Source organism: Micrococcus sp. APC 4021 (assembly GCF_030407635.1).
Lineage (GTDB): Bacteria > Actinomycetota > Actinomycetes > Actinomycetales > Micrococcaceae > Micrococcus > Micrococcus luteus.
Genome location: NZ_JASDCZ010000073.1, coordinates 1 through 11,407 on the forward strand (window position 1 = coordinate 1; position 11,407 = coordinate 11,407).

At 73.6% G+C, this 11,407-nt stretch carries 11 protein-coding genes; 9 read left to right on the forward strand and 2 right to left on the reverse strand.

Going from position 1 to position 11,407, the window contains the following annotated elements:
- Nucleotides 1–93 precede the first annotated feature (93 nt).
- The 3 genes from QL983_RS07625 (at nucleotide 94) to QL983_RS07635 (ending at nucleotide 4,178) form a co-directional block, all read left to right on the forward strand.
- Nucleotides 94–1,545, forward strand: coding sequence for a CCA tRNA nucleotidyltransferase (locus QL983_RS07625; protein WP_122054787.1), 1,452 nt, complete (start codon nucleotides 94–96; stop codon nucleotides 1,543–1,545).
- Between the two features lie 52 nt (nucleotides 1,546–1,597).
- A complete protein-coding gene (locus tag QL983_RS07630) occupies nucleotides 1,598–1,897 on the forward strand; it encodes a Rho termination factor N-terminal domain-containing protein (protein WP_122054785.1) in 300 nt (99 codons plus the stop codon).
- A gap of 142 nt (nucleotides 1,898–2,039) precedes the next feature.
- The gene (locus tag QL983_RS07635; protein WP_230297526.1) at nucleotides 2,040–4,178 is read left to right on the forward strand and encodes an acyltransferase family protein; all 2,139 of its coding nucleotides are present in this window, start codon (nucleotides 2,040–2,042) and stop codon (nucleotides 4,176–4,178) included.
- 106 nt (nucleotides 4,179–4,284) lie between these two features.
- Here QL983_RS07635 and QL983_RS07640 read toward each other — a convergent pair whose 3' ends face one another.
- Nucleotides 4,285–5,370 (reverse strand): inositol-3-phosphate synthase, encoded by a 1,086-nt coding sequence (locus QL983_RS07640; protein ID WP_010079791.1) that lies wholly within the window; start codon nucleotides 5,368–5,370, stop codon nucleotides 4,285–4,287.
- A gap of 169 nt (nucleotides 5,371–5,539) precedes the next feature.
- Between QL983_RS07640 and QL983_RS07645 the strand changes: the two genes are divergently transcribed.
- Nucleotides 5,540–7,063 carry a glycosyltransferase 87 family protein gene (locus QL983_RS07645; RefSeq protein WP_230282456.1) on the forward strand — a complete coding sequence of 508 codons (1,524 nt, stop codon included), beginning with the start codon at nucleotides 5,540–5,542 and terminating at the stop codon, nucleotides 7,061–7,063.
- Here QL983_RS07645 and QL983_RS07650 read toward each other — a convergent pair.
- Nucleotides 7,054–7,386: a hypothetical protein gene (locus QL983_RS07650; RefSeq protein WP_230282499.1), complete on the reverse strand. Its 333-nt coding sequence runs from the start codon at nucleotides 7,384–7,386 to the stop codon at nucleotides 7,054–7,056. The two genes, QL983_RS07645 and QL983_RS07650, sit on opposite strands and share 10 nt — an antisense overlap.
- A 106-nt stretch (nucleotides 7,387–7,492) precedes the next feature.
- Between QL983_RS07650 and QL983_RS07655 the strand changes: the two genes are divergently transcribed.
- The 5 genes from QL983_RS07655 (at nucleotide 7,493) to rplI (ending at nucleotide 11,295) form a co-directional block, all read left to right on the forward strand.
- Nucleotides 7,493–8,980, forward strand: a complete 1,488-nt coding sequence (locus tag QL983_RS07655) for a M18 family aminopeptidase (RefSeq protein WP_230297525.1) — start codon at nucleotides 7,493–7,495, stop codon at nucleotides 8,978–8,980.
- 317 nt (nucleotides 8,981–9,297) lie between these two features.
- Nucleotides 9,298–9,603, forward strand: coding sequence for a 30S ribosomal protein S6 (gene rpsF, locus QL983_RS07660; protein WP_002857790.1), 306 nt, complete (start codon nucleotides 9,298–9,300; stop codon nucleotides 9,601–9,603).
- A gap of 132 nt (nucleotides 9,604–9,735) precedes the next feature.
- Nucleotides 9,736–10,335: a single-stranded DNA-binding protein gene (locus QL983_RS07665; RefSeq protein ID WP_002857789.1), complete on the forward strand. Its 600-nt coding sequence runs from the start codon at nucleotides 9,736–9,738 to the stop codon at nucleotides 10,333–10,335.
- 230 nt (nucleotides 10,336–10,565) lie between these two features.
- A complete protein-coding gene (gene rpsR, locus QL983_RS07670; protein WP_002857788.1) occupies nucleotides 10,566–10,805 on the forward strand; it encodes a 30S ribosomal protein S18 in 240 nt (79 codons plus the stop codon).
- A gap of 28 nt (nucleotides 10,806–10,833) precedes the next feature.
- Nucleotides 10,834–11,295: a 50S ribosomal protein L9 gene (gene rplI / locus QL983_RS07675; protein WP_002857787.1), complete on the forward strand. Its 462-nt coding sequence runs from the start codon at nucleotides 10,834–10,836 to the stop codon at nucleotides 11,293–11,295.
- Nucleotides 11,296–11,407 lie beyond the last annotated feature (112 nt).

Here is an 11,407-nt window from a genome sequence, read left to right on the forward strand (position 1 = left end):
GGTGCGCGGAGGGATCGGGGCGGGTCATGCCGTCAACTCTAGCCCGGCCCGCGCGGGCCCGTGCCGGGACCGTCTGGCACCCTTGTAGGCATCATGGATCTGACCACCGCCACCCACGCGCTGCCCCCCGGCTTCCCCGCGGACGCCACCCTGCCCGCCGTCGTCGTGGAGCTGGGGCGGAGGTTCGAGGCCGCCGGCCACGAGCTCTCCCTGGTGGGCGGCCCGGTCCGCGACCTCTTCCTGGGGCGGACGTCGCCGGACCTGGACTTCACCACGGACGCCGACCCGGACGCGTCCGAGGCCGTGGGCGCCGGCTGGGCGGACGCCACGTGGGACGTGGGGCGGCGGTTCGGGACCATCGGCTTCCGCAAGGCCGGCTGGCAGCTCGAGGTCACCACCTACCGGGCCGAGCAGTACGACCCGGCCAGCCGCAAGCCGCAGGTGGCCTTCGGCGACAGCCTCGAGGACGACCTGCTGCGCCGCGACTTCACCGTCAACGCCATGGCCCTGCGCCTGCCCGCCCTCGAGCTCGTGGACCCCTTCGGCGGCATGCGGGACCTGCACGCCGGCGTGCTGCGCACCCCCGGCACCCCCGAGGACTCCTTCTCCGACGACCCGCTGCGCATGATGCGCGCCGCCCGGTTCGCCTCCCAGCTCGGCTTCGCCGTGGCCCCCGAGGTGGAGGAGGCCATGGCCGCGATGGCCGAGCGGATCACGATCATCTCCGCCGAACGCGTCCGCGAGGAGCTCGTCAAGCTCGTGTGCGGGGCGCACCCGCGCGCCGGCCTCGACCTGCTCGTGCGCACCGGCCTGGCCGACCACGTCCTGCCCGAGCTGCCCGCCCTGCAGCTCGAGTCGGACGAGCACCACCGCCACAAGGACGTCTACGCCCACTCCCTGACCGTGCTGGAGCAGGCCATGGAGCTGGAGGGTGAGTACGCGCCGTCGACCCCCGACCCCGTGCTGCGCCTGGCGGCGCTGCTGCACGACGTCGGCAAGCCGGCCACGCGCCGCTTCGAGAAGGGCGGGGCCGTCACCTTCCGGCACCACGAGACCGTGGGGGCCAAGCTCGTCCGCAAGCGGCTGCGTGCCCTGAAGTTCGACAACGACACCATCAAGGCGGTGGCCCGTCTGGTGGAGCTGCACATGCGGTTCTACGGCTACGGCGACGCCGGCTGGACCGACTCCGCCGTCCGCCGGTACGCCCACGACGCCGGCGACCTGCTGCCCCGCCTGCACGCGCTGACCCGCTCGGACGTGACCACCCGCAACCGGCGCAAGGCCGAGCGGCTGGCCCACGCGTACGACGACCTCGAGCGGCGCATCGCCGAGATCGCCGAGGCCGAGGAGCTCGCCGCCGTGCGGCCGGACCTGGACGGGCAGCAGATCATGGCGCTGCTGGGGATCCGCCCGGGCCCGGTGGTGGGGCGGGCGTACAACCACCTGCTCGAGTGGCGCCTCGACGAGGGCCCGCACGAGCAGGCCGAGGCCGAGGCGGAGCTGCGGCGCTGGTGGGCCGAGCAGCCGGAGGCCCAGCAGGACTGAGGCGGCGCGGCGGGCCTTCCACCCGTCGTCGGGCCGGGACCACACTGGCCGCATGGCTGAGAAGAAGGCCGAGAAGAACGGCGCCCCCATGGGCCCCGGCACCTCCAGCATCAAGGACCCCGAGGTCTACGAGGCGCTGCGCCGCGAGGGCGCGAGCGAGGAGAAGGCCGCACGGATCGCCAACGCCTCCGCCCGGGACGGCCGGGACGAGGTCGCCGAGCGCGGCGGCGAGGCCGGCTCCTACGAGGACTGGACCAAGGACGAGCTCGAGAAGCGGGCCCGCGAGCTCGACATCGAGGGCCGCTCCACCATGACCAAGGACGAGCTCATCGAAGCGCTGCGCGACCACTGACCGGCGCCCGCCCCCCCTTCCGGGGCGGAAACCGGTGCTTTGGGAGCGGAATACCGCCGGAAACCGCCCCCAACGCGGTGGGGCGGGTGGGGATAGCCGGAGGCTTTGGCCCATCCAGGTCGGGATGGAATGATCGACCGCTGTGAGTTCCGACCAGCGCACCGCGCCCGTGCCCCGCCATGCCCTGTCGCCCCAGGACGGCGTGCCCGCCGTCAAGGTCGGCACGCGGGTCAGCCGCGGCCCCGGCCGGGTGACCGCCCTCGACGGGCTGCGGGGGATCGCGGTGCTCGCCGTGCTCGTCTTCCACGCCTGGCCCACCTTCCTGCGCGGCGGGTTCGTGGGCGTGGACATGTTCTTCGTGCTCTCCGGCTTCCTCATCACCACCGGCCTGGTCCGCGGTGTGGACGCGGGCCGGGGCGTGGCGCTGGGCACCTTCTGGATGAAGCGCGTCCGACGACTCATCCCGGCCATGCTGATGGCGCTCGTGGGCACCACCGCGCTCGCGTGGCTGGCGGTGGACGAGTTCCCCGCGGGCCTGGGTCGCCAATGGTTCGGCGCCCTGACCTACACCAGCAACTGGGTGATGATCCTCGAGGGCGGGGACTACTTCAACCGCGCCTCGCCGCCTCTGTTCGAGCACCTGTGGTCCCTGGCGATCGAGGAGCAGTTCTACATCCTCTGGCCCCTGCTCCTCTGGGGGCTGCTCCTGCTCACCTGGCCGCCGCGCAGCACGGTGAACTCGGGGCGGGTGGCGGACCGACGCCGCATCCTCGCGGTCGCGGTCGCGGCCGTGGCCTCCGCGGCGTGGATGGCCTGGGGCTCGTGGCACGGGTTCGAGCAGGCCCGCCTCTACTTCGGCACGGACACCCACGCCTTCGGCCTGCTGTTCGGCGCGTGCGTGGCGATCGGCCTGGCCCATGTGCCCCGGCCCGAGCACGGCGGCCCCGAGCCGCGGACCTCGGCCACGCGGGTGGCTGTCGCGTGGGGCGCCGTCGCGGTGCTCGCGGCGGGCTTCGCCCTGGTCGACGGCGGCCACGCGAGCACGTACCGCGGAGTGCTGGCGGGCCTGTCCGCCGTCGTCGCGTTCATCGTCTGGCACGTGGTGCAGGGCGACCGGCGCGACTCGCTCTCTCGCGCGCTGGGCAACGGGTTCCTGCGCTGGTGGGGGCGCCGCTCCTACGCCGCGTACCTGTGGCACTGGCCGCTGCTCGTGATCATGCGCGTGATGGTGCCCGTGGACGCCCCCGGGTGGGTCGAGCCCGTGGCCGCCGGCGCGATCCTGCTGCTGACCGCCCTGATCGCCGACCTGAGCACCCGGCTGATCGAGGAGCCCATCCTCCACGAGGGGTTCAGGGGTGCCTTCGGTCGCTGGGGCGCAGCCGCTCGGCGGGCGTTCACGGGCGGGGCCGGGCCGATCGGCCGGCTCGCGGCCGCCGCCACGGCGCTGGGGCTCGTGGCCGTCCCCGCGGCGGCCGTGGCCGCCGTGGTGCACTCGCCCGCGCAGACCCAGCTCGAGCAGGACATCGCCCAGGCGGAGGAGTCCCTCAAGGCCGCCCAGGCGGCCCAGCAGGCGGCCCGCGAGTCCCGGGCGGCGGAGCAGTCGAAGCGGGCCGAGGCATCGGCCTCGGCCTCGCCCGGCTCGGCCGCCCCCGGGGACGCGGAGGGCTCCGCCGGTGCGACGCCCTCGCCCGGGTCGTCCGCCGAGCCGTCCGGGCTCGGGCTCGGCGACCCGGCCGTCACGCGCCCCACGTACTCCAAGGAGCAGCTCACCGCGGCCCTGCCGCCGTCCGAGCTCGGCCCGGACGTCACCCTGATCGGCGACTCCGTCTCGCTCTCGGCCGCGCCCACGCTCCTGGAGCAGCTGCCGGGGATGCTGCTCGAGGCGGAGGTGGGCTACCAGATCTGGGACGCCGCGGACGAGATCGAGAAGCTCAAGGCGGACGGCCAGCTGAGCGACGTCGTCGTGGTGGCCCTGGGCGCCAACGGCACCACCCACCGGGGCGACTGGGAGAAGATCCTGGCGGCCGTCGGCGAGGACCGGCTGCTCGTGCTCGTGGTGCCGCACGGCCCGATGGACTGGATCGCGGACGTGCAGGTGCAGATGGAGGCGCAGGCCAAGGCCCACCCGGACCGGATCGTCCTGGCGGACTGGGACGCCGCGGCGAAGCAGCACGTCACGGACTTCTCCGCCGACGGCGTGCACCCCCGCGCCGACGGCCAGGCCATGTACGCCCAGCTCGTCCGGCTCACCATCGAGGACCGGCTCGGCGCGCGGCGCTGAGCGCGGTGGCCGGGGCGGCACGCGCCCCCACGACGACGCCGGCCCGTCACCTCCACCGGGAAGGTGACGGGCCGGCGTCGTCGTGGGGGCGCGGGGACCGGGCGGGTCAGCGCTCGATGTCGCCGCGGATGAAGGCCTCCACGAGCTCGTGCGCCGCGTCGTCGTTGTGCTGCACGGGCGGGGACTTCATGAAGTAGGACGAGGCCGAGAGGATCGGGCCGCCGATGCCGCGGTCCAGGGCGATCTTCGCGGCGCGCACGGCGTCGATGATCACGCCGGCCGAGTTGGGGGAGTCCCACACCTCGAGCTTGTACTCGAGCGAGACGGGGGCGTCGCCGAAGTTGCGGCCCTCGAGGCGCACGAACGCCCACTTGCGGTCGTCGAGCCAGGCCACGTAGTCGGACGGGCCGATGTGCACGTCCTTCTCGCCCAGCTGCGCGGAGGTGTTGGAGGTGACGGCCTGCGTCTTGGAGATCTTCTTGGACTCCAGGCGCTCACGCTCGAGCATGTTCTTGAAGTCCATGTTGCCGCCCACGTTGAGCTGGTAGGTGCGGTCCAGGGTGACGCCGCGGTCCTCGAACAGCTTGGCCATCACGCGGTGGGTGATGGTGGCGCCGATCTGGGACTTGATGTCGTCGCCCACGATCGGCACGCCCGCGGCGGTGAACTTCTCGGCCCACTCCGGGGTGCCGGCGATGAACACGGGCAGGGCGTTCACGAACGCGACGCCGGCGTCGATCGCGGCCTGGGCGTAGTGCTCGGTGGCCCGCTGCGAGCCGACGGGCAGGTAGCAGACCAGCACGTCCACCTCCGCGTCGCGGAGGGCCTGGGCCACGTCCACGGGCTCGGCCTCCGACTCCTCGATGGTCTCGGCGTAGTACTTGCCGAGGCCGTCCAGGGTGGGGCCGCGCTGGACGGTGACGTCCGCGTGGGGCACGTCCGCGATCTTGATGGTGTTGTTCTCGGAGGCGGTGATGGCCTCGGACAGGTCCAGGCCGACCTTCTTCGCGTCCACGTCGAACGCGGCCACGAACTCGAGGTCCGACACGTGGTAGTCGCCGAACTGCACGTGCATCAGGCCCGGGACCGTGTCCGTGGCCTTCGCCTCGCGGTAGTACTCCACACCCTGGATGAGGGATGTTGCGCAGTTGCCCACGCCGGCGATGGCGACGCGGATGGGGTTGGTGGCCACGGTCTGGTTCTCTCCTCGACTGTCCGGAACGGGTGCGGGCACGCGGAGCGCGCGCAGGGGGCCCACACCGTTCGGCGGGGCGCTCACCCGGGGATCAACCCCGCCAGTCTACGACCGACGACGGCGGCCCCGCCCGTCCGGTGTCCGGGCGGCTTCCTAGGATGGGGGCATGAGACCGGCCCCCGCGCATGCCGCGACCCCCAGCGAGCCGCCTACTCACGCCGCGGACGGCACCCCGAGCGACGCCGTGACCGCCCCGGGTGCCCCCGCCGGGCGTTCCGCTGACAGCGCACCGTCCGGGGCCCTGCCCGCCCCCGGCGAGCGCGGCGGCCGCTTCCAGCTCGCCGGCGGCCTCGCGGCGAACGGCCCCGGACGGGGGACCGGCTCCTGGGCCGGGCCCGTGGCGCTGACGGGGCTGCTGGTGGCTCTGGCCGCCGTCGTGGCCGTGCTGCAGAAGTCGCCGTGCCTGCTGCACGGCTGGGGCGCCCCGGACGTCTACTACGCGGGCTGCTATTCGGACTGGGCCGCGCTCTACGGCGGGCGCGGGTTCGCGGCGGACCCGTGGGCGCCGTTCCGGGCGGGCTCCACGTTCGAGTACCCCGTGCTGATGTCCGTCGTGGGCTCGGTGGCGGCCTGGATCACGCAGGCGCTGCCGTTCTCGCCGGAGCAGGGCACGGTGGTGTTCTGGCTCGTGAACCTCGGGTTCGTGGTGGTGCTGTGGGCCGTCGTCGCGGTGCTGACCGTCCGGATGGCGGGGCGTCGGTGGATGGACGGGCTCATGGTGGCCGTGGCCCCGGGGATCGTGCTGGCCGGCACCATCAACTGGGACCTGTGGGCCGTGGCCCTGCTGGCGTGCGGCATGTACGCGTGGTCGCGCGGCCGGTCCCTGACGGCGGGGGTGCTGTTCGGCCTCGGCGCGGCCATGAAGCTGTATCCGCTGCTGATCCTGGGGCCGCTGCTGATCCTGGCGGTGCGCTCGCGGCGGTGGCGGCCGTTCCTGCTCGCGGCCGGGGGCACGGTGGCGGCGTGGGCGGCGGTCAACGTGCCGCTCATGGTCGTGAACTTCCAGGCGTGGTCCGTGTTCTTCACCTTCTCCGGCGAGCGCGGGCCGGGCCTGTCCAGCGTGTGGCACGCGTGGGACGTGACCGCCGCGCAGGCCGGGTGGGCGTTCGTGCCGGAGGACTCCCTGACCCTGCTGGCCTACGGCACCTTCGCGGTGTGCTGCCTCGGGATCTTCGTGCTCGGCGTGCGGGTGCGGCACACCCCGCGGCTGGCCCAGCTGACGTTCCTGGTGGTGGCGGCGTTCGTGCTCACCAACAAGGTGTACTCACCGCAGTTCGTGGTCTGGCTGATCCCGCTCCTGGCGCTCGCCCTGCCGCGCTGGCGGGACTTCTGGGTGTGGCAGACGGTGGAGGCGCTGCACTTCTTCGCCGTGTGGATGTACCTGGCCAAGGGGGTGGCCGAGACCCCGCCGCAGCACTCCATGGACGACTCCGTCTACGTGGCCGCGATCCTCGCCCACATGCTCGCGCTGCTGTGGCTGTGCGGGCGCGTCGTGTGGGAGATGCTGCACCCGGCAGAAGACCTCGTGAAGCGCGACCACGGCGGCCACCCGGACACCGACCCGCTCGCCGGCGCGTACGCCGGCCCGGCCCGGGGGCGCTCAGACCGGCCGGCCGCGGTTCAGGCGTAGTCCCAGCGGTGGATCGGGCAGTCCGGGGACGACGGCGGCGCGCTCGTCCCCGCCTCGGCGGCGCCGTCCTCGCGGGGCGGCGGCGGACAGACGCACTGCGCCCCGGAGGCGGCCGTGGCCGCCTTCATCTGCTCGCGCCAGATCACGTGGGGGTCGGTGGCCGGGTCCGCGGCCGGGCCACGGTGCGCCGGACGCGCGGCGCCGTCGTCGTGGGCGGGGGTGCGGGCCGCGTCCCCGTCCCGGGTGAAGCCCATCCGCACGATGGCCCAGCCGCCCACGGTCCACGCCACCAGGAGGAAGACCCCCACGGCGACGGCGATCATGATGTCCACGGCGGGCTCCTCCTGCGCTGACGGGCGGGCGATGCGGCGGGCCCGCTTTCGGGCCAGGGTAGCCGGACGGGGTGGTGGGGCGCGGTACGGTCGGGGCATGACCCCCGTGACCCGTGACACCGCCGCCGAGCTGCCCGCCCACCTGCGGGACCTGGCCGATTTCGTGACCGCCTCGCCCTCCAGCTACCACGCCGCGGAGGAGGTCGCACGCCGCCTGGAGGCCGTCGGCTTCACCCGCCTGGACGAGGCGGTCGACTTCCCGTCGGCCCCGGGCGGCTACGTGGTGGTGCGCGACGGCGCGGCGGTGGCCTGGATCGTGCCGACGGGCGCCGGGGCCCTGGGCCGGGACGAGGGCGCCGAGGCGCGCGCGGCCGGGCCGGACGAGGCGGGGCCGAGCGCCGGCGTCGTGCCGGTGTTCCGCGTGCTCGGCGCGCACACGGACTCGCCGGGGTTCAAGCTCAAGCCGAACCCGGCCACCGTGACGGCCGACGGCTGGGTGCAGGCCGGCGTCGAGGTGTACGGCGGCCCGCTGCTGAACTCGTGGCTGGACCGCGAGCTGCGGTTCGCCGGGCGTCTCGCCCTCGACGACGGCACGCAGGTGCTCGCCGCGACCGGGCCCGTGGGGCGCATCCCGCAGCTGGCCATCCATCTGGACCGCGAGGTCAACGAGGGGCTGACGCTGAAGCGGCAGCGGCACACGAACCCCGTCGTGGGGGCGCTCGCCCCGCGCGGCGAGGGCACCGGTGAGGCGGAGGCCGACGGTCTGGCCGCCCGCGTGCCCGGTGACGTGCTGACCGCGCTCGCGGCCGCCGCCGGCGTGGACCCGGCCGCGGTGCGCGGGCACGACGTCGTGGTGGCCGACGCCCAGGCGCCCGGACTCTTCGGGCTGGCGGGCGAGTTCTTCGCGTCGGGCCGGCTGGACAACCTGAGCTCGGTGCACGCGGGCCTCGTGGCGCTCGAGGAGCTGGCGCGCGAGCACGGCGGCGCCGAGGGGGCGATCGCGTACGAGGGGACCGTCGCGGGCGGGGTGGCCGGTGAGGCGGCCGGCGCCCCGGTGATCCCGCTGCTCGCCGCCTTCGACCACGAGGAGCTGGGGTCGGCGTCGCGGTCCGGGGCGGCCGGTCCGCTGCTCGAGGAGATCATGGGGCGCGTGCTCGAGGCGCTCGGCGTGGCCGGGCAGGGCCGGGCGCGGGCGATCGCGGGGTCCTGGCTGCTGTCCGCGGACGCCGGCCACCTGGTGCACCCGAACTACGCCGAGCGGCACGATCCCGTGAACCACCCGCGCGTGAACCACGGCCCGCTGCTGAAGATCAACGCCAACCAGCGCTACGCCACCGACGCGGGGGGAGAGGCCGCGTTCGCCCGCTGGTGCGGCGTGGCGGGGGTGCCGTTCCAGGAGTTCGTCTCCCACAACGACGTCCCCTGCGGCTCCACCATCGGCCCGATCTCGGCGACCCGCCTGGGCATCCGGACCGTGGACGTGGGCCTGGGCCTGCTGTCCATGCACTCGGCGCGCGAGATGTGCGGCGTGCGGGACGTGGAGCACCTGACGGCGGCCGTGCGGGAGTTCTTCCGCGGGGTGTGAGGCTGCGCGTGGGGGGCGCGAGCCAGAGATTTCTGCTCCTGGACGGGCGTGAGCCAGAGATTTCGGTCGTAGAAGCGGCCGGAAAACGACTGAATCATCTGGCTCGCGGACTCGACGCGCGGGAGGCGTCGGCGCGGGAGGCACCCGCGCGCGTGGACGCGGCGCCAGCGCCCCGCCAGCGCCCCTTCGTCGAACTGCTAGGATGCATCAGGTTGTCTGTGTGCCGCCGAAGAGCGCGGAGCATCACACGGACGACGAGCACAGAACCTCCTGCCGCGGAGAGACCGCGGCCGCAAGCCCAGAGGAGGTGGGTTCGCATGCGTGCTTATGAGCTGATGGTGCTGATCGACCCTGAGGTCGACGAGCGCACCGTGGAGCCGACCCTGAAGAAGTACCTCGAGGTCGTCACGAACGCCGGCGGCACCGTCGACAACATCGACGTGTGGGGTCGCCGCAAGACCGCCTACGAGATCCAGAAGAAGTCCGAGGCCATCTACGTGGTCGTCAACTTCCAGTCGGAGCCGGCCGCCACCCAGGAGCTGGACCGTCTGCTGAACCTCAACGAGACGATCCTGCGCACCAAGATCATCCGTCCGGAGGAGCAGAAGATCACCGCTGAGTGATCCTCGTACCGTGTCCGGAGGGTCTGAGAGCATCGGATCAGTCCCCGACGCCCCCACCGGAACCCCGCTGAGCAGTCCCGGATCCCCGGATCCGGTCACTGACCGGCAGAACCCCCGAAGACAGGAGTGACCATGGCAGGCGAGACCGTCATCACCGTGGTCGGCAACCTCACCGCCGACCCGGAGCTGCGCTTCACCCCGAACGGCGCGGCCGTCGCGAACTTCACCGTCGCGTCCACGCCCCGCACGTTCGACCGCCAGACCAACGAGTGGAAGGACGGCGAGGCGCTGTTCCTGCGCTGCTCGGTCTGGCGCGAGGCCGCGGAGAACGTGGCGGAGTCGCTGACCAAGGGCATGCGCGTGATCGTGCAGGGCCGCCTCAGGGCGCGCTCCTACGACGACCGGGACGGCAACCGTCGCACCAGCTGGGAGCTGGACGTGGACGAGGTCGGCCCGGCGCTGCGGTTCGCCACGGCCAAGGTCACCCGCGCCCAGCGCGGCGGTGGCGGCGGCGGTGGCTTCGGCGGCGGCCAGCAGGGGGGCGGCTTCGGCGGCGCCCCGGCCGGCGGCGGCTTCGGGGGGAACAACGACGGCGGCTTCGGCGGCGCCCAGCAGGGCGGCGGCTGGGGCGGCCAGCAGCAGGGCGGCGGCCAGGCCGCACCGCAGGACCCCTGGTCCGGCGGCGGTGGCGGCGGATGGGACACCCCGTCCTCCAACGAGCCCCCGTTCTGATCCTGCGCTGACCGGGCGCGGCCCCCACGGCCGCGACGGACACGGAACACCACGGACCTCTCCGTCCGGGCGCACCTCGCCCGGAGGGCCGCCCCGGCGGCCCATCCCACCCGCGACCCGGCACCGCCGGGCCGCACTGCACACGGCCCCGTGCCCGGCACGGGACGCCGCGTGATCCCATCCCGCAGAACCGTTCTGCGGGCTCCAGAGAACTCTGAAGGAGCACCACGATGGCGAAGGCTGAACTCCGCAAGCCCAAACCGAAGTCCAACCCGCTCAAGGCCGCCAAGATCACCGAGATCGACTACAAGGACGTGGCCCTGCTGCGCAAGTTCATCTCCGACCGCGGGAAGATCCGTGCCCGTCGCGTGACCGGCGTGACCGTCCAGGAGCAGCGCAAGATCGCCCAGGCCGTCAAGAACGCCCGCGAGGTGGCCCTGCTGCCCTACGCCGGCGCCGGCCGCGGCTGATCGAGCGAGCGAAGGAAGGAACACCCAGATGGCAAAGCTCATCCTGACCCAGGAAGTGGCCGGTCTCGGCACCTCCGGTGACGTGGTCGAGGTCAAGAACGGGTACGCCCGCAACTACCTGCTCCCGCGCGGTTTCGCCACCGTGTGGACCAAGGGCGGGGAGAAGCAGGTCGAGTCCCTGCAGAAGGCCCGCGCGGCCCGCGCCGTGGCGAACCTGGAGGACGCGCAGGCCCAGGCCGCGCAGCTCCAGTCCGCCACCGTGAAGCTCGAGCGCACCGCCGGTGCGGAGGGTCGCCTGTTCGGCGCCGTCCAGACCGCCGACGTCGCCGAGGCGATCGAGGCCGCCGGCCTCGGCTCCGTGGACAAGCGCTCGATCACCCTGCCGGCGCACATCAAGTCCGTGGGCAACCACGAGGCCCAGGTCCGCCTGCACGAGGACGTCATCGCGACCGTCCAGCTGCAGGTCGTGGCCGCCAAGGCCAAGAAGTGATCATCCGCTTCTGAGCCCGTCGCGCACGCGACGCGCACCCGAGGCCCCGGTCCGCTCTTCACGAGCGGGCCGGGGCCTCGTGCCGTGGGGGAACATGGAGATCATGCCCTCC

What these genes read in the sequence shown, in the direction of transcription:
- rpsF (WP_002857790.1), top strand. Translation starts at nt 9,298, where the DNA reads ATGCGTGCTTATGAGCTGATGGTGCTGATCGACCCTGAGGTCGACGAG.
- QL983_RS07655 (WP_230297525.1), top strand. Translation starts at nt 7,493, where the DNA reads ATGACCCCCGTGACCCGTGACACCGCCGCCGAGCTGCCCGCCCACCTG.
- QL983_RS07630 (WP_122054785.1), top strand. Translation starts at nt 1,598, where the DNA reads ATGGCTGAGAAGAAGGCCGAGAAGAACGGCGCCCCCATGGGCCCCGGC.
- QL983_RS07645 (WP_230282456.1), top strand. Translation starts at nt 5,540, where the DNA reads ATGAGACCGGCCCCCGCGCATGCCGCGACCCCCAGCGAGCCGCCTACT.
- QL983_RS07665 (WP_002857789.1), top strand. Translation starts at nt 9,736, where the DNA reads ATGGCAGGCGAGACCGTCATCACCGTGGTCGGCAACCTCACCGCCGAC.
- QL983_RS07625 (WP_122054787.1), top strand. Translation starts at nt 94, where the DNA reads ATGGATCTGACCACCGCCACCCACGCGCTGCCCCCCGGCTTCCCCGCG.
- rplI (WP_002857787.1), top strand. Translation starts at nt 10,834, where the DNA reads ATGGCAAAGCTCATCCTGACCCAGGAAGTGGCCGGTCTCGGCACCTCC.
- QL983_RS07650 (WP_230282499.1), bottom strand. Translation starts at nt 7,386, where the DNA reads ATGATCGCCGTCGCCGTGGGGGTCTTCCTCCTGGTGGCGTGGACCGTG.
- rpsR (WP_002857788.1), top strand. Translation starts at nt 10,566, where the DNA reads ATGGCGAAGGCTGAACTCCGCAAGCCCAAACCGAAGTCCAACCCGCTC.